Source organism: Bartonella sp. AA78NXGY (genome assembly GCF_042197005.1).
Taxonomy (GTDB): domain Bacteria; phylum Pseudomonadota; class Alphaproteobacteria; order Rhizobiales; family Rhizobiaceae; genus Bartonella.
Genome location: NZ_JBHIRI010000001.1, coordinates 134,214 through 159,191 on the forward strand (window position 1 = coordinate 134,214; position 24,978 = coordinate 159,191).

A 24,978-nucleotide genomic window follows, 5' to 3' on the forward strand; every position below is an offset into this window, starting at 1 on the left:
TGAGCTAAATGAAGATGTTTGAAAAGACTGTTATTGCTGCATCTGTAATGGTTCTTGTTACAGCGGGAGTGGCATATGCACAAACGCCAAGCCGTTTAAATCAATTTGAAGCGTGGGGAGCCTATTCTTATAAATCGCCCAAAAATACGATTTGCTATGTGTTATCGGTACCTTTGAAGGCTCTTCCAACGACAGTTAATCATGGTGATAACTTTTTCTTGGTTACCAAGCGTTCTCATTCACCTATTTCGTTTGAACCGCAGTTTATGGCTGGTTATACCCTTCAAGAAGGGTCGAGAGTGACAGTGACCATTGGAGGTAAGGACTTTGATTTTTTCACAAAAGATTCCTCAGCTTGGCTGGCGTCATCAGAGCTAGAAAAGCAGCTTGTTTCTGCTATGCGTGCTGGAAGCAATATGACAGTGCAAGCGATATCAAAACGAGGAACGCATACCACTTATACTTATTCCTTAAAAGGGGTCACTGCTGCATTAAATGCAGCTCAAAAGTGCCATTAAGGTTTCGATAACTCTAAAATAGTGATGTGAATTGGAAAGCAATGGCCATTTCCTATGACCTTAGACCAGTTAGTTCATGTTTTGCACGAAAAACAGATAATGTGGTCGTGAAGGAGAGTTCTAAGCTCTCTTTAATTGGTTTGTCGCAAGATGAAATGATGCAAGCTTTAAAGACAGTTGGTGTACCAGAGCATCAAACGCGTATGCGTGTGCGTCAGCTTTGGCATTGGCTTTATGTGCGTGGTGTTTCAAATTTTGATGAGATGCTGAATATTTCTAAAGCAATGCAAGAAACACTTAAGTGTCATTTCTCCATTGCGCGCCCAGAAATTGTTGGAGAACAAATATCAAAAGATGGTACGCGTAAATGGCTCTTACGTTTTCCTGCACGTGGAGCTGGAAGGCCTGTTGAAATTGAAACGGTTTATATCCCTGAAGAAGGACGTGGTACTTTATGTCTTTCATCGCAAGTAGGGTGTACGTTAACCTGCTCTTTTTGTCATACGGGAACGCAGATACTTGTTCGTAATCTGACCGCAGAAGAAATTTTGGCACAATTATTGGTTGCACGTGATTGTTTGGGTGATTTTCCTGATAAGAATACCCCTGATGGAGCAATTGTTCCCATTGAAGGACGAAAAATTACCAATATTGTTATGATGGGAATGGGAGAACCTCTTTATAATTTTGAAGCTGTTAAAAAAGCTTTATTGATTGCCTCTGATGGCGATGGACTTTCTTTATCAAAACGTCGAATTACGCTTTCAACTAGTGGAGTTGTTCCTGGAATTATCCGAACTGGAGAAGAAATTGGTGTTATGTTAGCAATTTCACTCCACGCAGTACACGATACACTAAGGGATATGCTTGTTCCCATTAATAAAAAATATCCGCTTGCTTTACTAATAGAGGCTTGCCGTAATTATCCTGGTCTTTCCAATGCAAAACGAATCACATTTGAATATGTTATGCTGAAAGATATCAATGATAGTTTAGATGATGCTAAGCGATTGATTCAGTTATTGAAAGGGATTCCTGCTAAGATTAATTTAATCCCTTTTAATCCGTGGCTAGGGAGTAATTATCAATGTTCTGATTGGGAGCAAATCGAGCGTTTTGCTGATGTCGTTAATCAAGCGGGCTATGCTTCTCCTATTCGGATACCGCGTGGACGCGATATTTTAGCTGCATGTGGACAGCTTAAATCAGCTTCAGAGCGCTTACGTAAATCTGAACGTTTACGACTTGAAAATGCCATTGGTCATTAGGTAACGCAATTTTCAGCGATATCGAGGCCTATACTTTTTTGTTTGTAATTTAATATCCAAACTTCATGCGATGGCATATGTGAGACAGAGATTAAGATGGATAAGTGCTAGACGAACAGTTTCAGCGTTTATATGCTAAATGGGGTAAGAGATTGTCTATAGTCTGTTTACATAATCTCTGAAATAAGAAGGAAACCTAATTTAGAGGGAATATGAGGTCTTAAGGATTATAACTAATTTCTACCTTATTATCATACTCGTTAATTCGGTTTTATGTCTTTTAAAAGCATCTACGGTAATATCTTTTAAAAAGTGGAGATTGTGCAGTGCCTCATGCTTTTGTTTATTATTTTCTTAAATAAGATCACGCTTCACAAGCAAAACAGAGGATCTAAAATATAAATACCATTGAGTTATCCATTGATATGTTTTTTAAGTATCCCTTAGTGCACTCTTCATATCACGATAATGCTTGAGGAGTATAACAAAAAGCTTCTGTAAATGTATTGTACTCCTACACCTTTATGTTTAATAAAGGTGTAAATTGGTACCACCATTCTATTTTTCAGCTCCCAATGTTGTAACAGCTTTTAGTACTTGAGATGGTTTATAAGAGGTGTTTTTATTCTTTTCTTAGATAGTTTTTATCCATACGAAAACTCCAGCTTCTCTTGTGATGTACAAAGTAAAGGTATTGTTTTATTCAAAATAAACAGGTTTGAAATGAAAAAATCTTATAATATTTGTTTTGTTATTTAAATTAAAAGCGATACATTACACTTATAAATCAATGTTTTGTAATGATAAGGAGATGGAGGGCAAAGCTGGTAAAAGTACCAGCAATAAGCCAGTCGAGAAAGCGAATATAAAGAGGGTTCTTTTTGAGAGTTTTGGTAAGTTTATGCGCTGTAAAAACGATTGCAATTGTAATGGGGAAAGAAATAGGGATATAAGAGAGTCCTAAAAAGAGCAATTTTTGTGTTGCCATAGGATCATTCGCATTGATAAATTGTGGTAAGAATGTCGCGTTAAAGAGTATAACTTTAGGATTGAGAAGATTAATCCCAATACCAGCAAGATAGTTACGTTTAGCGCTTTGAGATTTAGAAGATGTCTGTTCAAAGGAAAAAGTGGGGTTTCTCCGTAAAGCTTGAAAGGAAAACCATAAAAGATAAAAGGCGCCAACAATTTTCAGAAGAACAAAAGTATGTGGGGCAGCAAAAATAAGCGCTGATAAGCCAAGTGCTACAGCCGTAACCTGAATGGCAAACCCTGTTGCACTACCCAAGGCGCACATAATTCCAGCTTTTTTGCTTTGTGTAATGGTTCGCCCTACAGAAAGCATCATATCTGGTCCTGGAATAAGTGCTAAAATCAACGATGCTAAAGCAAATTGTACAACAATAGACCACTCCGGTAGAAATGACACGTAAATCTCCTTTTATTTTTAAGCAGTGTTCACTATTTATACTTTGAGGCGCCTTTATTTACGCTTTTTGCGTCTTTTTAATGTTGCTTAAAAAGAATTTATTTTTATATTTCTTGCATCGTTTTGATTTTTGGGTAGAAATAAAAAAGTAGCTCATATAGAACGTTAAAATGAAAAAGTGGCAAAATATTAGAAAAGTTGTTTTGGCTTATTCAGGTGGATTGGATACGTCAATTATTCTTAAATGGTTGCAAAGTGCGCTAGGTGTTGAAGTTGTAACTTTTACAGCAGATTTGGGGCAGGGAGAAGAGCTAGAACTTGCTCGTCGTAAAGCTGAAATGCTAGGTGGTGTTAAAGAAATCTACATTGAAGATTTGCGTGAAGAATTTGTGCGTGATTTTGTGTTTCCGATGTTTCGAGCCAATACCGTTTATGAGGGGACTTATCTTTTAGGAACATCAATTGCACGTCCACTTATTTCAAAACGCCTTATTGAAATTGCTGAGGAAACAGGGGCCGATGCCATTGCTCATGGAGCAACAGGAAAAGGCAATGATCAGGTACGCTTTGAGCTTTCCGCTTATGCGCTTAATCCTGATATAAAGATTATTGCTCCATGGCGTGATTGGGATTTTAAGAGTCGGACAGATCTCTTTGAATTTGCTCGTATTCATCAAATTCCTGTAGAAAAGGATAAGCAAGGTGAAGCGCCTTTTTCAGTGGATGCAAATTTATTGCATTCTTCATCAGAAGGAAAGATTTTAGAAGATCCAGCACTTCCTGCTCCTGAATATGTCCATATGCGTACTCTTTCGCCGGAAGATGCTCCAGATCAAGCAACCAGAATTACTCTTGGCTTTAAAAAAGGCGATGCTGTTTCAATCAATGGAAAAAATTTATCTCCTGCAACTTTACTTGCAGAATTAAATCATTATGGGCGCGATAATGGTATTGGTCGGTTAGATTTGGTAGAAAATCGCTTTGTGGGTATGAAATCGCGGGGTATTTATGAAACACCAGGTGGAACCATTCTTTTGACGGCTCACAGAGCTATAGAATCTTTAACGTTAGATCGTGGCGCAGCTCATTTAAAAGATGAATTGATGCCACGTTATGCAGAACTCATTTATTATGGATTTTGGTTTTCGCCGGAACGTAAGATGTTGCAGGCAGCTATTGATTTATCTCAAGAACATGTTGAAGGTGAAGTCACGTTAAAGCTTTATAAGGGGAATGTAATTGTTGAAGGGCGCCAAAGTAAAAAATCACTTTATTCCAGTGAGTTAGTAACTTTCGAGGATGATCAAGGTGTTTATGATCAAAGAGATGCAACTGGTTTTATTAAATTAAATGCTCTACGTTTGCGTACATTAGCAATGCGTCATCAAGGTGATAAAGAAAAGAAATAGAAAATTACGGTGACAAGTGTAATATGGATTAGTGCTTTTGTATGAAATGCCTAGTTTAAGCATTTTTCTGTCGGTTTTTACCGTTCTTTCGTTCAATACTAGAAGCTTATCTTCTGCGCTAATAAATATAATAAGCAAAACCCATGATAATAATAGCAAATGAAGGCTTCGATAATCAAAACAGGTCAATTTTGATTTATAATATTGAATGTTTTTGATTTTTATCAGAACAAAATATGTTTATAACGAGGGCGGTTTTTGTATAGTGACTTAAGAGTATAAAGAAATTTTCATCTTTTTGCTTGCTATTATTGACGAATAAATTCAAGAACCATACACCCTATTTTGAAAGAGTGTAATTTTTAGGATAAATAATGATGCGTGATCAGTGTGATACCCTCAACCTTACGCCTGAATTAAAAGATGCAGCTTCTCAATCGAGAACTTGGCCATTTGAAGAAGCACGTAAGATTATCAAACGGTATGAAAAAACGGGTTATCCAGACAGTGTGATATTTGAAACAGGTTATGGCCCTTCTGGTTTACCGCATATTGGAACTTTTGGGGAAGTTGCACGTACAACCATGGTGCGTCATGCATTTCATATTCTCACGGAGAATAAAGTAAAAACAAAATTACTTTGTTTTTCTGATGATATGGATGGTTTGCGCAAGGTTCCTGAGAATGTGCCTGATCGCGAGAGGATGGAACATTATCTTGGTCAACCGTTGAGCCGTGTACCCGACCCTTTTGGAGATGATTATCCTTCTTTTGGAGCGGCAAATAATGCGCGGTTACGGGCTTTCCTTGATCGTTTTGGTTTTGATTATGAATTTGCAAGTGCTACGGATTATTACAATTCCGGTCGTTTTGATGAAACACTTTTGAAAATCCTTGCCTGTTATGACAAGGTTATGGCAATTATTTTACCAACATTAGGTGAAGAACGGCAAGCGACCTATTCACTCTTTCTACCGATTTCTCCCTTTTCTGGAAAAGTATTACAGGTACCGATGATTGCGCGTAATGTTGAAAAAGGGACTGTCACTTATATTGAACCTGAAACAGGAGAAACCATAGAAACAGAGGTTACGGGGGGCAAAGTTAAGTGTCAGTGGAAGGTAGATTGGGCAATGCGTTGGACAGCACTTAGCATTGATTATGAAATGGCCGGAAAAGACCTTATCGATTCCACAAATCTTTCTTCTAAAATTTGTAAAGTATTAGGTGGAACCCCCCCAGAAGGATTCAACTATGAGCTCTTTTTAGATGAGAAAGGGCAGAAAATTTCCAAATCCAAGGGAAATGGCTTAACCATTGATGAATGGCTTACTTATGCCCCAACAGAGAGTTTAGGGCTTTATATGTTTTCAAAACCTAAAACAGCAAAAAGGCTTTATTTTGATGTTATTCCTAAAGCTGTAGATGAATATTATGCTCATCTTTCTGCTTATGGTCGTCAAAAATGGCAAGAACGGCTCAGTAATCCTGTATGGCATATTCATAATGGTTGTCCACCGCAGGTTGATTTGCCTGTATCCTTTGCGATGCTTTTAAATTTGGTAAGTGCTTCAAATGCAGAGAATGCAGAAGTTCTTTGGGGTTTTATTTCTCGTTACGCTAAAGAAGCAAATGCACAAACTTATCCAGAACTTGATCAATTGGTGAAGTTTGCCATTAAATATTTTGATGTTTTTGTTAAACCAAACAAGAAATTTCGTATACCAGATGATAGCGAACGAGCAACATTAGCACAAATTGATGAAAAATTAGCTCATTTACCTGAAACTGTTGATGGCAACATATTACAAAATATGCTTCTTGATGTTGCAAGGTTAACGGAACGCTATCAAGATCATAGCAAAAAAAGCCCTGAAGGTGGGCCTGGTGTTTCTAATGTTTTTTTTCAAATGTTGTATGAAGTCCTTCTTGGACAAGAGCGAGGTCCACGATGGGGATCATTTATAGCGCTTTATGGGATTAATGAAATGCGTGCACTGATTGCTGAAACACTTGCACGTCCTGTGGAGGAATAATGGAACGAAGAGTGCAGGAAGTAAAGCGACGCCGTACATTTGCAATTATTGCTCACCCAGATGCGGGGAAAACAACATTAACAGAAAAGCTTTTATTGTTTGGTGGTGCTATTCAACTTGCAGGAGAAGTAAAAGCCAAAAAAGATCGTATTCAAACCCGTTCTGATTGGATGAATATTGAGCGTGATCGTGGTATTTCCGTTGTGACTTCGGTGATGACGTTTGAATATGAAAATCATATTTTTAATCTCCTAGATACTCCAGGACATGAGGACTTTGCGGATGATACGTATCGCACTCTCACAGCTGTTGATAGTGCTATCATGGTATTGGATGGGGCACGCGGAATTGAGCCAAGAACACTGAAATTGTTTGAAGTATGTCGGATGCGGGATATTCCTATTGTTACTTTTATCAATAAAATGGATCGTGAGGCACGTGATCCTATAGAGCTTTTAGATGAAATTGAAGAAAAGCTTGCTCTTGATACCGCCCCCATAACATGGCCCATTGGGTCGGGTAAAGATTTTGTCGGGACCTATGACCTTCATCATAACCGTTTTCGCCAAAAAGATGATGAGATAACACAGCGGATCGTTTCAAATCCCAGTGAGGTTGTCCATTTACTTCCCCAATATCAACGTTCCACTTTTCTTGAAGGAGTAGAACTCGCTCAAAGTGTTTGCAAGAATTTTGATCTTCAAGCTTTCCGTGAAGGTCATATGACACCGGTTTATTTTGGTTCAGCTTTGCGAAATTTTGGTGTTCGTGATTTGATCAATGCGCTTATAGATTTTGGTCAAAGTCCTCGTGATCAAAGTGCAGATCAGCGCAATGTCATAGCAACTGAACCTAAAATGACGGGATTTGTTTTTAAAATTCAAGCGAATATGGACCCTAATCATCGTGATCGTATTGCATTTTTTCGGGTATGTTCTGGAACACTTGAACGTGGTATGAAAACAAAGTTGGTTCGAACAGGAAAACCGATGACACTTTCGGCTCCACAATTTTTCTTTGCGCGTTCGCGCCAAATTGCTGATCAAGCCTATGCTGGTGATATCGTAGGGATCCCTAATCATGGAACATTGCGTATCGGCGATACTTTGACTGAAGGAGAAGATATCCTCTTTAAGGGAGTACCAAATTTTGCACCAGAGATTTTGCGTCGTGTTTGTTTAGGCGATCCAATGAAAGCAAAAAAGCTCAAAGAAGCTTTGCAACAAATGGCTGAAGAAGGGGTTGTACAATTGTTTATTCCTGATGATGGGTCGCCTTCTCTCATTGGTGTTATTGGTGCTTTGCAAATTGATGTCTTAAAAGAACGATTAAAAATAGAATATTCTTTGCCAGTGAATTTTGAGTCTGCGCGCTTTAATTTATGCCGTTGGATTTCAGCGCAGAGCAAAGATGAGTTGCAAAAGTTTCTCAGCAATCACCGCTCTGCTATTGCGTATGATTTAGAAGGTGATCCAGTTTTTTTAGCGGAGAACCATTTTTCATTAAATTATGAAGCAGAAAGAGCTCCTAAAATAAAATTTTCTGCTTTTAAAGATTATCAAGTACGCTCTTAAAATAAAGAAGAATTTTTTATGTAACAATTTGGTTGATAATGATTTTTCATATTGAGTTGGGGATCTGAATATTGTTATTTTTTCTGAAAACAAAAGGAGTATGTAAAGAACACTTTCAGATTGCACTGTATAAAGAATACGGTAAATTTATTTTATAATATTCAATAAGTTATAATATATTTGTAATTGTAACGTCTTTTAAAATTTTGATATATTTTTTCACAATAGCTTAAGACAAGGTCATATATTTCAGTATTTTGAATGTCAGCTAAAAATCTCCTGTATAAATAGAGCTTTTCAGTTTTTTCTTGTATGAAAATTGTATACAGTCAAAATAAAGCAAATAATCAATAAGATGAAATTTGTTATTCCCAATATGAGATCATATGACTTATAAACCACGTGTCTTTTCTATATCTTCTGGAATGGCTTTTTTGCCTCACTTTGTTGAGGCACTGCTCTCCGGTACCCTTATTGATAATTTCGCTCCCAATGGAGACATTCAAACTGCTCTTGCCGATAGCTTTATTTATGTTCCGACACGTCGTGCTGCTCGCGCTTTACGTTTAGCCTTTGTTGAAAGAAGCGATACACAATCAACTTTCTTACCAACCATTCGTGCTCTAGGAGATGTCGATGAAGACAGTTTCCTTTTTGTTGAAAATCATACCAGCACTCTGAATCCACCCATTGGAAAAAGTGAACGCTTACTGCTTTTAGCGCGCCTTATTCGCCCATGGCGTGAAAATTTACCTGCGCATCTGCGTGCCATGTTTGGTACAGAAGATGTACTTATTCCGGCTCATAGTGCTGATGCAATTTGGCTTGCTCAGGATTTAGCGCATTTGATGGACGAAATTGAAACAGAAGGAGCAGATTGGTCGAAACTTAAAGATATTGCACCTGATATGGTCGCTGAATGGTGGCAAATAACGCTCGACTTTCTGACTATTGTTACGCAAAATTGGCCACAAATCTTGACCGAAAGGCAACGAAGCAATCCCGCGGAATGGCGTAATCAAGCACTCACAATGCATGCAGAGACTTTGCGATGCACGCAGCCTGATAAACCTATCATTGCTGCTGGTGTGTCAGGTTCTATGCCCGCAGTTTCTCATCTTTTAAAGGTTATAGCTTCTCTGCCCAAAGGGGCTGTTGTTCTTCCTGGCCTTGATCTTCATATGGATGAAGAACAATGGAATGCACTAAGCACAAGCAATAAAGAAAAAACAGCTTGTGATTTTTTTGATCCTGCAGAAAATGTTTTTAGCCATCCTCAATATCATTTAAAAAAACTTCTAACTCTCATGGAGTGTCAACGTCATCATGTTTGCGAAATTGGCCAACAAAGTATAACAAAGAAAAAACGAATGGCTCTTTTATCAGAAGCACTCCGACCTGCTTCTACAACAGATAAATGGATACAAATTATCCGTGATGATTATGAAAATCTTTGTGCAGATTGGTCATTTATTGAAGCTATAAATGAACGTGAAGAAGCTCTCGCTATAGCTGTTACCTTACGCAAAGCTATTGAAGAACCTCAAAAAACTGCAGCCCTTATTACAAATGACCGTAATTTAGCACGCCGTGTTGCTGTGGAATTACAGCGATTTGGAATTGAAGCAAATGATTCAGGCGGAATACCACTTGCACAAACATTGCCTGTAACTCTCTTACGACTTATCTTAGAAAATGTATTGCAACCTGATGATCCCATTGCTTTTCTTTCTCTTCTTAAACATCCCCTTACAACACTCCAACAAAATCGTCATCGTTTACGGGAAATGGCAGAAAATTTTGAACTTTTTGTTCTTCGAGGGAATACAGGGCGTATTAATCTTTGCGAATGTGATCAATTTCTTGAAAAATGGATTGAAACATCTTTTCATAATAGTTCTGAAAATAACACCCTTGATCAGCAGAAATGTGAAGAAGCACGTCTCTTTTGTCATCTTTTAAAAAAAGCTGTTGAGCCTTTAACGTCTCTTATGAAACAAGAGAAAGAATGCACCATCAATGAGGCTGCAATAGCAACTGTTGAGGTTTTTGAAAATTTTGGTCGCAATGAGGATAATTCTCTTGCACATCTTTATCAACATGAAGCAGGACAAGCCTTATCAAATTTTTTGCGTGAATTGGTCAGTGATCAATCGGGATTAACATTTCATCTTTGTGAATGGCCCGCTATGTTTTCTGCCATAATAGCAACCCGTTCCGTCGCACCTTCGCCTGGAGGACATCCACGTTTATTCATCTGGGGTACTTTGGAATCGCGTTTGCAAACGGTTGATACAGTGGTCATTGGTGGTCTTAATGAAGGATCATGGCCGATATCAACCCGAAATGATGCTTTTTTATCGCGACCGATGAAAATGATGTTAACTCTGGAACCACCAGAACAGCGTATTGGTCTTTCCGCGCATGATTTTCAATGGGCGATGGGAATGGATAAAGTGGTGATGAGCCGAGCACTACGAGTTGATCATGTTCCTTCTCTCCCTTCACGCTGGCTACAACGCTTAGAAACTGTCGTAGGACAACAAGTTTGGAAACAAATCCGTGCACGAGGTGAAAAGATACGCCATTGGGCAAAGATGCTTGACAATACGGACATGTCTGCTTGTGCAACACGCCCTTACCCTGTGCCACCCATTGCAGTGCGTCCACGTCATTTTTCCATCACCGAAATAACAACGTTACGCCATGACCCTTATGCCATTTATGCTAAAAAAATCTTAAGGCTCAAACCACTTAAAGCCCTTATTCATGACCTTGGTGCTTCTGAACGCGGAACACTTTATCACGCTATTCTTGCAGATTTTTGCACACAAATAAAAAATCTAAATGCTGCAAATGCATTAGATGTGTTGCTCGCTATTGGACGTAAAGAATTTGATAAGTTTAATTTGCCTGCTGATGTTGAAACAATCTGGTGGAATACATTTGAAAATCTTGCTCCCTTTATTTTGCAATGGGAACAAAGTCTAGAACCCCGAATACGACATTCGGAAGTGGAATCGCAAAAAATACCCATAGGTACAACAGGGGTAACTCTTTCAGGACGTGCTGATCGTATTGATATATTGCCAAACAAAACGGTTGAAATACTTGATTTTAAAACGAGTACACCCCCTTCATCAAAACAGGTTCGCGAATTATTATTTCCACAATTAGCATTGGAAACCGCTCTATTAATGAGAGGAGCTTTTACAGATTTTCAAAATCTGTCCCCCTCAAAACTATTTTATATTCCTCTTAATGGAAAAGGTAAGATTACTCCTCAATTAATTCTTTCAGAAAAAGCGGAAAAAGATCACCAAAATGTTATTAATCTTGGTGAAAGGGCGTGGGAACATCTTATCGCGTTAATGGAGTATTATCAAAATCCACAACAAGGCTATCTTTCACACGCAGTCCCTATGTTAAAACAATATGAAAGTGACTATGATCATCTGGCACGCTTATGGGAATGGTCAAATGGATTTCATAAAGGAGATCAATCATGACTCTTTTTTCTATTCCTGAAGCAGCCCTTGATGCACAAGCAACAGCAACACATCCAAAAACACATGTATGGGTTTCTGCAAATGCAGGATCTGGAAAAACCCATGTTCTAACCGAACGCGTTATTCGTTTGCTTTTAAACGGTACTTCTCCAGCACGTATTTTATGCCTTACTTACACGAGAGCCGCCGCCGCTGTTATGCAATCGCGGATTTTTCGCACACTCTCCAGCTGGAATGAACTCGATGATGCACAGCTTAAAGAAATCTTATCGAAGTTTGAAAACAAACCTATCAGTGCAACAAAAATAACCTATGCGCGCCAACTCTTTGCTCGTGCTTTAGAAACACCTGGTGGTTTGAAAATACAGACTATTCACGCATTTTGCGAATCTCTCTTGCATCAATTTATGCTAGAAGCCAATATTGCTGGACATTTTGAACTCATAGATGATATCAACCGCAAGAAATTACTACAAGAAGCCCGCTGCCAACTTTTAAAGCATCATGATATACAACCCGCTCTAAAACAGCTGCTTAAGGTTATCAGTGAACATACTTTTAACCAATTGCTGTATGAAGCAGCTGAAAAGCAACATAAACTGTCTGATTTTTTGTCTTCTCTTCTGTCTGAAAATGGAGAAGAGAAATTGCGGGCGCTGTTTAATTTAGCACCTGATGATACAAATCAGCAATTACTAGAAAAAATTCAACAGACTGCTCGTCTTCCTCTTTATGCTCTTAACCATTGTGAAACCCATGGGAATAAAAACACTAAGAGTATCATTGAAAAACTTCCCCAATTAGAAACTGCTTGTGATGAAGAAACTATCATTGATATTGTTTCAAATATTTATTTTACAACAGAAGGTAAACCTCGTAATTTTGCACTTATATCGTCTAAAAAATCAGATGAAATTTGGCCTTTTATTCAACAATTGATTAAAGATAAACAAAGCAAGCTTTCTGTTCTTTTAGAAAAATATCACTGTGCAAAAGTTGCCACCCTCAATATGGCTGCTTTTCAGCTTTGTGCCCTTTATCTCAAAATTTATGCAAATTTAAAAAAAGCCAATGGTTTTTTAAACTTTGATGATCTCATTGAGCGCACACTCCATTTGTTACAGCGCAAAGGTGCAAGCCAATGGGTGCACTATAAACTTGATAAGGGTCTTGATCATATTTTGCTTGATGAAGCACAAGATACGAACCCTGATCAATGGAAAATTATTCAACTTTTAGCGCAAGAATTTTTTACAGGTCATAGTCAACGTGACAATATACGTACTCTTTTCGCTGTTGGAGATGAAAAACAGTCTATTTATTCCTTTCAGGGCGCTGCACCAGAAAATTTTGCTGCAAATGGCAAAATTATTCAAAAAAAAGCACAACAAGCAAAGCAGAAATTTGAAAAAATACAATTGAATTACTCTTTTCGCTCCACAGCCGATGTTCTTAAAAGTGTGGATCTTGTCTTTGAAACACCAGAGAATTATAAAGGGCTTTCAGCAGAAAATACAAAAACCATACACGAAGCTATCCGTACTCACAGTCCAGGTGAAGTTATTTTATGGGATGCCATTTCTAAAGAAAAAGACGAATTTCCTGATGATTGGCATGTAACTGTTGATCATTTAGATATACCAGCAGTACGTTTGGCAGAAAAAGTTGCTGAAACGATTGCAGGCTGGTTACACAAAGGAGAAATGCTTCCAGCAAAAGGGCGGTTATTGCGTGCTAGTGATATTATGGTTTTGGTTCGTAAGCGTGATCAATTTGCCCTAGCGCTTTCTCGTGCCCTTAAACAACGCAATATACCCGTCGCTGGTGCAGACCGTTTACAGCTTATAAAACATATGAGTGTGCGTGATTTAATGGCACTCGGACGTTTTGTTTTGCAACCACAAGACGATTTGTCTCTTGCTTGTGTTTTAAAAAGTCCACTCTTTGCGCTTAGCGAAGAGGAACTTTATCAACTTGCCGCTCACCGTACAGGCTCCCTTTGGAAAAGCCTTTGTGAACAGGCATCGTCGCATATTCCTTTTAAAGATACTTTTGAAAGCTTGAGTCAATATCGTACTTTAGTGGATAAAATACCAGTCTTCGAATTCTATAGTCATATCTTAAATGATGATAAGGGACGACAAAAAATTTTAGCGCGCTTAGGCTCGGAAGCCAATGATGTGCTTGATGCTTTTATGGACTACACACTCGCGATTCAAAAAACGGGGTTACCAGGATTACAAGCTTTTTTGGAAACATTAAGTGTCAGTGAACCAGAAATTAAACGTGAGTTTGACCAAAATCATGAAGAAATTCGCATCATGACTGTTCACGCCGCAAAAGGACTGGAGGCTGCTGTTGTATTTTTAGTTGATCCCGGTAGTGCGATTTGGCATCCCCAGCATTCACCTCACTTGCTTGAAGTTCCCTTGAACAATGCATATTTGAGTGACCAACAAGCTTTTATCTGGCGCCCTAATGCAGAATTCGATACAATGCCTTCTAAACAAGCAATTTTGCGTTTAAAAGAGCGTGCTGAAGAGGAGTATAGGCGCCTTCTTTATGTAGGAATGACACGCGCTGAAGATCGCTTGTTTGTTTGCGGGTATAAAGGTCCGAAAACGCCATCTCATACATGGTTACAACTGGTAAAGAGAGCTCTCGAACCACATGCGGTAGCTATAAAAGGTCCTGCGGGAGATATTGCAGCTTGGCGTTATTGCATTACACCGCCTTCTTCTACTTCTATAAACCAAAAAATTTCTTCCGTTGAGTGCCAAACACTTCCACCTCTACCAGACTTTTTCTCCCATAAAGTACCAGCAGAACCAGTGTTACCAAAACCGTTAAAACCGTCAGTGGCGAGCCTTTCCATTGAAGCTGATACAGAGCTGTCCTCAAGTCCAAAACAGCTTACCACTTCACCTGTTTTAGGAGCCATGAACACAAACAGAGCTTTTTCCATTGAATATGGTAATCTCGTTCACCGATTGTTACAGTATTTACCCGATTGTCCCCCACAAAAACGTCGAGATTATGCTCGAAACTATCTCAATATCAAAGCCTCTCATTGGCATGAGAGCCAAAGAGAAGATGCTCTTTGCCATATTTGGAAAATATTAGATCATGTTTATCTCAAACCCCTTTTCTCTGAGCATTCACGTGCTGAGGTCTCCTTAATGGGTATTGTGAAAATTCGTGGAAAAGAACAAGCAATCTCTGGTCAAATTGACCGTCTCTACATCACGCAAAACAGCGTTATCTTTGCAGATTTTAAAACAGGAACCCCGCCAGAAAATGAAGCTGCTATTGCTTCTCATCATTGGTTGCAAATGGCTCTTTATCGAAAGTTATTGCAAGCTATTCATCCCGATAAAGATATACAGGCTCTGCTTATCTACAGTAAAGAAGCCAAAATTTTTAAACTTCCTCCAGAAAAACTTGAGGCATTTCTTAGTGAAGTTGCCTTATAAGTTACTCTTTTCCTTGCAAAGCATTTTTACATTTTATTTACTTTCATAAAATCGCTCAAACAAACACAACGCACAATCCCTAGTGTAAAAAAGTCCTTTAATAATTTATCTTTGCAATAACTTGATATGAATTGTTATTATACCAATCTATAAAAGGTGAATATAAAGGATAAATCAATGACGTGTATAAAAGTTGATAAGGACAATTTCGAAAGTGAAGTTCTAACTTCTTCCACCCCTGTTGTGGTTGATTTTTGGGCAGAATGGTGTGGCCCTTGCAAAGTGATTGCTCCAATGTTGGATGAAATTTCAATAGAAATGCAAAATCAAGTTAAAATTGCTAAGGTAAATATTGATGAAAATCCGGAACTGGCTACCCAATACGGAGTACGTTCTATCCCTACATTATTAATGTTTAAAAATGGAAATATTTCATCGAATATGGTTGGCGCTACCTCTAAAGGACGTCTTTCTGAATGGATAAAAGATGGGCTTAGTTAATTCCACGTATAATTACTATAAAGGAGAGAAATTTTGTCTCTCCTTTTGACTTTTTTAAAATATTCTTTTTTGCATTATGTTATAATGAAAAGACAATAAAAATCAAAATTTTAAATGAATTTAAGAATTCGTGCTTTTATGCATGATTCAATTGGCCATTTTTTATAAAAAATTGCTTTGTATGAAGAATATATGCAATTCTTTCCTTATAGGCGCGTTAAAAATATTGGGTGAATGATAATTTCATTAAAGGTATTTCTTCTTAGATAAGACTATTGAGATAGATAGTGTTTTCAACACATAAAGGGAGATTTTAAGCAAAAACTTTGCAAATTACTTTTCTGAAGCTCACAATTTTTAAGCAGAAAGAGACAAGCAATTCACTACAGGTTATATAATGCTCTTCTAAAGGGTTATCACTTCAATTTAAAATTCTCTTATACTATTCTCTAAAATCAAAATTGTAGGTATCAGATTCTCTAAAATAAATTGATGAATTTCTATAAATTAACGGCTGTCCTTTGCAATTTATGTCATTGTTATATAAAAGAGTCATCATTTCGTTTCATCTTCCATGGTTGGTGCCTCCATGAAGCCTTCTTTATGTTGTCTATCATCTCAGATTTCATAGGTAGTACTGAGGTATTATCAAATTAAAAAATGATGATGTTCATGTTTTTTTAAAATGTACGAATTGTAAAAGACTGTTGCAAACATTCAATGGAATGTTGCGCTGATCTAACTGTTACATGACGCCCATGTTCTTTATAGTGTAAGGTGAGTGCAAAAGTGGCGAGTTCTAAAAGAGCTGTATTTCTTTCTGGCCATTCAACAAGTAAAATATTTTTCTCACGAGCTTCATGAAGCCCTAATTCATCAATTTCTTCTGCCATAGAAAGGCGATAAAGATCAGCATGAATAATTTCAAACTTTGGAAGTTGATAGCTTTGCACAAGAGTAAAAGTAGGGCTTGGAACATCCATAGTGTTATCGTTCGCAAGTGTTTGAATGATTGTACGTGCAATGGTTGATTTTCCAGTTCCAAGATCTCCTTGCAGCGTTACAAGATCTCCTGGCTTTAAAGAAAGAGCTAAATTTTGTGCAAAAAGCTTTGTTGCCTCTTCATTTTCAAGAAAAAAACTAAAATTCATTAAAAGTTCCATGAAATGGATGAAAAATTTTTGTTATCATAAAGGTTAAAATTAAAAAATCGTATCTCCTTTGGAGAGTGGGAAAAAACATTTAACTGTTGTTCCTTTTCCAGAACCGGTAAGAATTTCAACATGTCCACCGTGTAGTTCAACGAAACTTTTTACAAGGGAAAGGCCAAGACCCGCTCCCGCACGCCCACCATGGTGTGAATGGGAAGAAAAACGTTTAAAAATACGATCAAGAACGTCTTCTGGGATGTCAGAGCCCTGATTGTGAACGCTAAAGACAATGTTATCATCTTGTTCATCGACGCAAAATTCAATAGTACTCGCCTCCGTTGCAAAATTAATAGCATTACTCAGTACATTCACAAAAATTTGATGCAAGCGCTTTTCATCAGCAGAAATAGAATTTAAGGAAGGAGAAATTTGTTGTAAAAGCGTAATATGCCGTCCATTAAGGCGATCTTCTACACGTGCTACTGCTTGTATCATAGCATCTGCAATATTAACCGATTTTATGTCCAACTCCATAATGCCTGCATCAAGGGTAGCAAGATCAAGAATATCGTTAACAATATTTAAAAGAGTTCCTGATTCTGAATGAATATGCCCAAGATATTCTTGTTGACGTTTATTGATAGAGCCGAAAATTTGATCACGTAAAATATCGGAAAATCCAATAATATTGGTGAGAGGTGTACGCAATTCATAGGAAACATGTTGGACAAATTCATTACGCAAACGATCAGCACTTTCTAATGCTTCATTTCTTTCTTGAAGAGCACGTGCAACATGGACTGTATCTGTAACATTCACAAAAGTAAGCATTGTTTGTCCATCGGGAAGAGGAACCAGAGTATAGTCAATAATCATATCATTTTTAAGATCTATACGACCTGAATATGTTTCACGTTTTTCAGCAAAACCGGTAATGAATTTGGTAAATTGATCCCATTCTTGTCCTAAGGTTAAGGCTGAACAATGGCTTTGTAACTGTGTAATATGGGTCCCTTCTACCAGTAAATTATAAGGAAGAGACCACAATTTCGACAAGGCAGGATTCGATAAACGAAGGCGTCCATCAGTACCAAAAACAACCACGCCTTCGGAAAGTTTATCAAGTGTTTCACCTTGTATTTTAATAAGTGTATTATAACGGCGTTCAAGATCAATTTTTTCTGTAAGGTTTTCGTAAAGCCAAGTGACACCTCCTTGTGGATGAGGGTTCGAGATAACACGCACCGTACGCCCATCTGGAAGATTCCAAATTTGTTGGTTCGATTCTGTTTGTCGATAGGCTTTAAAAAGTTCTTCTTTCCATGCGCGCCAATCGGGGTGTTCAGCAATGAGCCCTTTTTCACGTAGACGTTCAAGAAATAATGTATGGCTTGGTTCACTTTCTAAAAAGGAAGTCTCCAACGGCCATAAAATTTTAAAAGCATGATTACAGAATTTTAATTTTTGGTTTGTATCAAAAATAGCTACAGCTGTTGAAATTTGGTCAAGTGTTTCACAATGGCTTTGAAGAACATAACTTAATTCATGAGCAAGATTTTCATATGCGCTGTCATCACGCGCAAAAGCTGCCATCCCTTCGGCTGTTGTAATACGTGTGAGATGAAAACGATGTCGTTCTCCATCAATAACTGTGTGAACATGTTCTTGAAAAATTGTTTCTATTTCATCTGTTTTGCGTTGTGTATTTTCATTGAAAAGATCCCCCACTTCATCACTGCCTTCACGAAAATCTGTCATTTCTCTAAAGGCGCGATTGATAAAACAAACTTTTCCTTCACAATCTTTTATCCATACGGGCTCTTGAATAAGATCAAGAAGATTACGCTGCATTCTCAATTCAGTAAGAAGGCGGGCGATATCTTTCTGTAAACGAGCATTTTCACTCTGTTGTTTTGAGATATCTTGAAAGCGAGCAATAGCGACTGTTCCTGCGATGACTCCTGTAACTTGTAGCGGTACATTGTTTGTGGTGGTGATAGAAAGATCAAAAGGGTGACATTTACAACGTAGTTGAGTCAATGCATAATCAAGTTCTCGCAGAGAATTTTCTTCAACCCAGAGCTCAAAACGCTGAAAATCTTTCTGGTCGATTCCTATTTTTTGCAATGCAGAAAGGGCACCAACGACACGGGGTAAGGTTGTTGGATTTTCCCAAATAAGAAGGAATTGCTCGGTTTCTTCCAGAAGCCATTCATAATATTTAAGTTTTTCAGAAAAATTTGCCTGAATTATCTTCAAAGGCTTCTGTGCAGTTTTTTTTGCACGCATAATAACAGCTAGGCACGTGAGAAGTGAAGCACAAGAAATTCCTCCACACAGCGCTAAAAGCAGCCATGGACCATTCGGCAAAGTGAAGAAAAATGGTAAATAACCTTCCAATGACTGAGCAAAAGCGCATGTTGGAGAAAAAAAGAAAAAAAGGCAAAATATATACGTATAGATTCGGATCTCTTTTTGAGCTTTTTCTTTGGGGTTATAGTCACCAAAGCTGAGCACGGCATCTTTCCCTTTTTTAACCCAAGGAAACGTATTAGTAACGATAATGGTTTGGTTTATAAGGTCCTTGTGGTGAGACTCCAATATAAGCGGCTTGTTCTTCTGATAAAACACTTAATTTTATTCCTAACCGATCCAGATGTAGACGTGCAACCTTTTCATCAAGATGTTTAGGCAAAACAGTGACTTCATTTGTATAGTGTTCTGAACGGGTAAAAAGTTCAATTTGCGCTAAAACTTGATTAGTAAACGAGGCTGACATGACAAAAGAAGGATGCCCAGTCGCATTCCCGAGGTTTAACAAACGCCCTTCAGAGAGCAAAATGATGCGTTTTCCATCGGGAAAGGTGATCATATCAACTTGTGGTTTAATATTTGTCCATGGCAAATTTCTAAGGGCAGCGACTTGGATTTCGTTATCAAAATGACCAATATTTCCAAGAATACACATATCCTTTACTTGTCGCATATGATCTAAACGAACAACATCTTTATTGCCTGTTGTCGTGATGATAATATCAGCACTGGAAGCAGCATCATCCAAATTAACAACTTCATAGCCATCCATAGCGGCTTGAAGAGCGCAGATAGGATCAATTTCTGTTACTTTAACACGAGCCCCAGCACCAGAAAGAGATGCTGCTGAACCTTTTCCTACATCACCATAACCACAGACAATGGCAGTTTTACCAGCGATCATCACATCTGTTCCACGTCGAATACCATCGACCAATGATTCTTTACATCCATATTTATTATCAAACTTTGATTTAGTGACGCTATCATTAACATTAATAGCAGGAAAAGGTAGAAGTCCTTCTTTTTGTAACTGATAAAGACGGTTTACACCTGTTGTGGTTTCTTCGCTTACACCTTTAATTGCTGCGCGCTGTCGTGTAAAAAAACCTAGCGTTGCATCCATACGCTTTTGTATTTGTTTGAAAAAAATTTCTTCTTCTTCTGTTTTGGGATGCGATAAAATATCTTTATTTTGTTCTGCACGACTTCCCATTAAAATATAGTTTGTGGCGTCAGCTCCATCATCTAAAATAAGATTGGAAGGATTACCATCTGGCCATTGGAAGATTGCATCTATATAAGTCCAATATTCTTCCAATGTTTCACCCTTAACGGCAAATACAGGAATGCCAGTTGCGGCGATAGCTGCTGCTGCATGGTCTTGCGTAGAAAAAATATTGCTAGAGCTCCATCGTATATCGGCGCCAATCGCTTTTAATGTTTCAATTAAAACAGCTGTCTGAATTGTCATGTGCAATGAGCCAGAAATACGCGCTCCGCGCAAAGGTTGGCTGGAAGAAAACTCCTTACGACAAGCCATCAAACCAGGCATTTCAGTTTCAGCAATATTAAGTTCTTTACGACCATAAGCGGCAAGTGCAATATCTTTGACAACAAAATCTTGAGCTGCCATTCTTCATTCCTTTAAAATAAGTTTTTCCAAGACGGTAGGAGAAATTAAAAAAAAATGCAAGACAAGAAGAGGACTTCTCTATGTGAAAAAGCTCTTTTAAAATCTCCATAAATTTGTGCAACAAATATGCATTTACGGATCTGAGTAGTGATGTTACTAACAGAATAAGAGATCTTCATGATAAGTCTTATTATATAAACAAAACTCTATCCTTTTCACGTAACTTTAAAGCTTTTAAAAATCTCTAGAGGGAATACCTTTTAAATAATAAAAATGGTGCATTGCTTCACAGTTTTTATATCGATTTTTTATGGGATAATATCGAAAGTAGTATACCCATATTCTACTCACTTATGCGGTTGTTGAAAAAGGAAGTATTACTTTAATCTCATTATTAAGCTTTTTAGCAAAATAATATAATGCAAAGCCATAGGCTATCATGTTTATGAATAGGCAATTCAGAATCGGTTCTTTAGGATTCCAATGTTGCATCTGCTCTTGGATAAAGACAGTTTATAAGAAGTGCTTTTCTCTTGTTTTCAACGATTTTTATCAAAAGATTATAGATATACGATTAAACATTTTTTGTGATACTGAATAGAGTATTTAAAATGTAAAAACATCACTCTATTGAACACTCTGATTTTAAAACTGCTAACAACGAGCGATGAATTATAAATCAAATAATTAACTCAGTTTTAGAAGAATTTATTCTAAACGAATAGGTTTTGGGAAAATTGACCATGTGGACGAAATCGCCAAAGATAACTTGGCAAGAATGCTGCCATTGCTCTGGGGGTAATTCCCACACCTTCTAGAGTATATCCATTCTCTATAGCTTCTTTAGAAACAATGTTATCCATTTGCAAAAAACGTATCTGATTGGCTGTTACGAGTGTTGGTACAAAAGGCAATTTACCGACTGTTCCCAAAATTCCTCCAATCAATAGACCAGCAGAAAGGGGCATGGATAGGATTGTTTTTTTACGGTGAATAATTTTGAGTATATTTTCAAGAGTATTTTGGAAGGTGATAATCTGGGGACCACCAAGATCATAATTTTTTCCCCAAGCAACTTGTCCATCTAAAGCGCGCGCGATAAACTCAGCAACATCACCAACATACACGGGTTGCAATTTGCTTTTCCCACCTCCAAAAAGAGGCATAATTGGTAAAAAACGTGACAAATCTGCCAAGGTGTTAAAGAAACAGTCCTCTGGTCCAAAGATAACGGATGGACGGATAATAATTGCTTGAGGATGCTTGTTATGAATGATTTGTTCACCCATAAACTTAACACGTGCATAAAGACATGAAGCATTCTCGTTAGCCACAAGTGTTGACATATAGATTAGCGGAATACCAGTTTCTGCTGTTAATTCAGCAACATTGTAAACACCATCAATTTGTGTTTTTTTAAAATTCGATTGATTTGCTTGTTTTAAGCTACCAGGCAAAAACACTGCCGCATCAGCTCCAAGCAATGCGCGTGCAACAGAAGCACGATGCTTGATATCTGTTTTAAGCATTTGGGTTTGTCCTACTTCTCCTATTTGGAGCATGTAATAAGCTTTTTGTGGACAACGAACAGCGATACGAACGCGATATCCCCGCTTAGTCAAAGTTTCAACGACATGTCGTCCTACAAAACCGGATCCGCCAAAAACAGTAATGAGTTTAGGATGTTGATAAAGTGCACAATCAAGTTGCATGATTAAAAAGTCTATCTTTCAAAGCTTTAAAAATAGCTAATTATCTAGCACGGTGGTGTTTTATTGTCACGCAAAATATCACCCGCAAGATAAAGAGAACCACTAATAAGGACAATAGCCTCTTTATATTCCATTTTAATTTTATGCAAAGCATCTTGTAGGTGCGCTTTTGGGGCAGCAGGGATTCCTACTTTTTGGGCTGATTCAGCTAAGTCTGTTGGAGAGATACTGGCATTATTGTCAAGCAGCGGTATCGTATATACTTTATCGACAAGGTTAGCTAAAGGACGAAAATAACCGACAGCATCTTTGGTATTAAGCATGCCAGCAATCATAATAATGGGGCGATCTGTTTTTTTTCTCCATTGTGTAAGTTCTGCCGCAATAACTTTTCCTGCAGCAGGATTGTGACCACCATCTAACCATAAATCAATATCAGGAGATAGTTGATCAACCAAAAGTCCTTGGGTAAGATGCTGCATTCGTGCGGGCCAATAAATATTTTTTAAAGCGTCATTTATGGTTTGTTCTGAAAGTTGAAAACCCGCTTGATAAACTGCTTCAAGAGATGCACCAGCATTGGCAACTTGGTGGTCTCCAATAAGGTTAGGAAGGGGAAGATCCATGAGACCTTGATTGTTTTGAAAAACCATACGTCCATGTTCTTTATAACTTTGATAATCTTGATCAAAGAGAGCATAAAATGCTTTATTTTTATTAGCAAGGGGTATTAAAGTAGCAAGAGTTTCTTCATAATTTTGCTTCCCAATGACTACAGGAACGTTTGGTTTGATAATCCCTCCTTTTTGAAAAGCGATTTGAGCAATTGTATTTCCAAGAAAGCTCTCATGATCATAATCAATGGGCATAATAAGCGATACAGCTGGTTTGTTAACGACATTGGTAGCATCAAAACGTCCTCCCAATCCAACTTCTAAAATGACAACATCAGCTGGATGTATACTAAACAACATAAAGGCAGCGGCTGTAAAAATTTCAAAAATAGTAATCGGCTCTTGACGATTTACTTTTATAATTTCACGGATTGTCTCAGCCAATTGGTTTTCTGTAACAAGTTGACCACCTCCTTTTTGACCTAACCGGCAGCGTTCATTCCAGTTGACGAGATGAGGTGAGCTATAAACATGAACGCGGTATCCTGCATTTTCCAAAAGAGCACGGCAAATTGCTGAAGCAGATCCTTTGCCATTTGTTCCAGCGATGTGAATAACAGGGGCAAGTTTTAAATGTGGGTTACCAAGACGCTCTAAAAGGTGAACAATACGCTCTAAGGAAAGATCAAATTTTTTCGGATAATTTTTTAGTAAATCATCCACCACCCTTTGTATTTGACTTTGTTGCATAAACTTAAGCTGCTTTTGTCCTAGAAAGCGATGTTTGAGAGTCTGTTGGGGATGGATCGGAAGGGTTAAAAACAGCAGGGCGTTTCATCATCAAGCGTAAAATACGCGCAATTGTTGTTTTCATTTCTAAACGCGATACAACCATATCAATCATACCATGTTCAAGCAGATATTCACTACTTTGAAAACCTTCTGGTAGGGTTTCGCGTATAGTTTGTTGAATCACACGTGGACCAGCAAAACCAATCATAGCGCCAGGCTCGGCAATGTGAATATCACCAAGCATGGCGTAAGAAGCAGTAACACCACCGGTGGTTGGATTAGTCAGCACAACAATATAGGGAAGCTTTGCTTCTTTCAACATTTCAATCGCTACTGTTGTACGGGGCATTTGCATCAACGAGAGTGTTCCTTCTTGCATGCGTGCACCACCAGAAGCAGCAAAAAGAACCAGCGGACGCCTTTCAGCAATGGCAGTATCAAAAGCTTTGATAATAGCTTCTCCTGAAGCCATACCAAGTGATCCACCCATAAAGGCGAAATCTTGAACAGTTGCAATAATTGGCAAACCCTCAATCGTACCACGTGCACTTAAAATATTGTCATCAACCCCAAGTTTAGAACGATAATCTTTTAACCGGTCAATATAGCGTTTTTCGTCACGAAATTTTAAAGGATCTGTTACAACTTTTGGATTTTCAAGAGCTGTATAAACACCATCATCAAAAAAATGCATGAGACGATTTTTAGCACTGATACGCATATGATGACCAGAATTGGGAGCTACAAATTGATTAGCTTCCAGATCTTTATGGAAGACCATTTCACCACTGGTAGGATCTTTAATCCATAGATTTTCTGGAATTTCACGGCGCCCCAATATAGAGTTAATTTTAGGACGAACATAATTTGTAATCCAGTTCATCTTTATAACCTTCCTTTAAATATTGTGCATCTTTTGCATGATTTGAAAGAATATAGAACTTAAGCAGTCACATTTGCTTTACCGGTTGAACAAAGGAGTCTATTTAATACTTTTATCAGTGTACGTATAGCTTGTTTTTTAATTTTTAATTTTTCCCATA

Annotated in this window: 15 protein-coding genes; 8 read left to right on the top strand and 7 right to left on the bottom strand. The window is 37.9% G+C overall.

Going from position 1 to position 24,978, the window contains the following annotated elements:
• Positions 1-14: 14 nt before the first annotated feature.
• Together ACFINL_RS00570 and rlmN are read left to right on the top strand one after the other, a co-directional pair.
• Positions 15-518: an invasion associated locus B family protein gene (locus ACFINL_RS00570; protein ID WP_375611465.1), complete on the top strand. Its 504-nt coding sequence runs from the start codon at positions 15-17 to the stop codon at positions 516-518.
• A 41-nt stretch (positions 519-559) separates the two neighbouring features.
• Positions 560-1,786, top strand: coding sequence for a 23S rRNA (adenine(2503)-C(2))-methyltransferase RlmN (gene rlmN, locus ACFINL_RS00575; protein ID WP_375648971.1), 1,227 nt, complete (start codon positions 560-562; stop codon positions 1,784-1,786).
• A gap of 787 nt (positions 1,787-2,573) precedes the next feature.
• On the opposite strand, the gene ACFINL_RS00580 is transcribed toward rlmN, so the two are convergent.
• Positions 2,574-3,215 carry a LysE family translocator gene (locus tag ACFINL_RS00580; RefSeq protein WP_375645381.1) on the bottom strand — a complete coding sequence of 214 codons (642 nt, stop codon included), beginning with the start codon at positions 3,213-3,215 and terminating at the stop codon, positions 2,574-2,576.
• A 170-nt stretch (positions 3,216-3,385) separates the two neighbouring features.
• Here ACFINL_RS00580 and ACFINL_RS00585 point away from each other — a divergent pair, with 170 nt between their 5' ends.
• From ACFINL_RS00585 to trxA, 6 genes are all read left to right on the top strand, one after another.
• The gene (locus ACFINL_RS00585; protein ID WP_375648977.1) at positions 3,386-4,624 is read left to right on the top strand and encodes an argininosuccinate synthase; all 1,239 of its coding nucleotides are present in this window, start codon (positions 3,386-3,388) and stop codon (positions 4,622-4,624) included.
• Positions 4,625-4,998: 374 nt separating this feature from the next.
• Complete coding sequence (locus tag ACFINL_RS00590; RefSeq protein WP_375620882.1) at positions 4,999-6,660, top strand: lysine--tRNA ligase; 1,662 nt, start codon at positions 4,999-5,001, stop codon at positions 6,658-6,660.
• Positions 6,660-8,234 (top strand): peptide chain release factor 3, encoded by a 1,575-nt coding sequence (locus tag ACFINL_RS00595; protein ID WP_375638149.1) that lies wholly within the window; start codon positions 6,660-6,662, stop codon positions 8,232-8,234. The genes ACFINL_RS00590 and ACFINL_RS00595 overlap by 1 nt, the downstream gene beginning before the upstream one ends.
• A gap of 386 nt (positions 8,235-8,620) precedes the next feature.
• The gene (gene addB, locus ACFINL_RS00600; RefSeq protein ID WP_375648982.1) at positions 8,621-11,743 is read left to right on the top strand and encodes a double-strand break repair protein AddB; all 3,123 of its coding nucleotides are present in this window, start codon (positions 8,621-8,623) and stop codon (positions 11,741-11,743) included.
• Positions 11,740-15,216 carry a double-strand break repair helicase AddA gene (addA, locus tag ACFINL_RS00605; protein WP_375648988.1) on the top strand — a complete coding sequence of 1,159 codons (3,477 nt, stop codon included), beginning with the start codon at positions 11,740-11,742 and terminating at the stop codon, positions 15,214-15,216. The genes addB and addA overlap by 4 nt, the downstream gene beginning before the upstream one ends.
• A gap of 177 nt (positions 15,217-15,393) precedes the next feature.
• A complete protein-coding gene (gene trxA, locus ACFINL_RS00610; protein ID WP_273790200.1) occupies positions 15,394-15,717 on the top strand; it encodes a thioredoxin in 324 nt (107 codons plus the stop codon).
• Between the two features lie 680 nt (positions 15,718-16,397).
• Here trxA and tsaE read toward each other — a convergent pair.
• The 6 genes from tsaE to accD all read right to left on the bottom strand — a co-directional run bounded on the left by tsaE (position 16,398) and on the right by accD (position 24,818).
• Positions 16,398-16,868, bottom strand: coding sequence for a tRNA (adenosine(37)-N6)-threonylcarbamoyltransferase complex ATPase subunit type 1 TsaE (gene tsaE / locus ACFINL_RS00615; protein WP_375612787.1), 471 nt, complete (start codon positions 16,866-16,868; stop codon positions 16,398-16,400).
• 51 nt (positions 16,869-16,919) lie between these two features.
• Positions 16,920-19,385, bottom strand: coding sequence for an ATP-binding protein (locus ACFINL_RS00620; RefSeq protein ID WP_375628512.1), 2,466 nt, complete (start codon positions 19,383-19,385; stop codon positions 16,920-16,922).
• Between the two features lie 34 nt (positions 19,386-19,419).
• On the bottom strand, positions 19,420-20,817 hold the full coding sequence (gene ahcY / locus ACFINL_RS00625) for an adenosylhomocysteinase (protein ID WP_375648996.1): 1,398 nt from the start codon (positions 20,815-20,817) through the stop codon (positions 19,420-19,422).
• Between the two features lie 713 nt (positions 20,818-21,530).
• Positions 21,531-22,529: a complex I NDUFA9 subunit family protein gene (locus tag ACFINL_RS00630; RefSeq protein ID WP_375649002.1), complete on the bottom strand. Its 999-nt coding sequence runs from the start codon at positions 22,527-22,529 to the stop codon at positions 21,531-21,533.
• Between the two features lie 44 nt (positions 22,530-22,573).
• Positions 22,574-23,893 carry a bifunctional folylpolyglutamate synthase/dihydrofolate synthase gene (locus ACFINL_RS00635; protein WP_375611365.1) on the bottom strand — a complete coding sequence of 440 codons (1,320 nt, stop codon included), beginning with the start codon at positions 23,891-23,893 and terminating at the stop codon, positions 22,574-22,576.
• A 4-nt stretch (positions 23,894-23,897) separates the two neighbouring features.
• Positions 23,898-24,818, bottom strand: a complete 921-nt coding sequence (gene accD / locus ACFINL_RS00640; RefSeq protein ID WP_375611366.1) for an acetyl-CoA carboxylase, carboxyltransferase subunit beta — start codon at positions 24,816-24,818, stop codon at positions 23,898-23,900.
• Between the last annotated feature and the right edge of the window lie 160 nt (positions 24,819-24,978).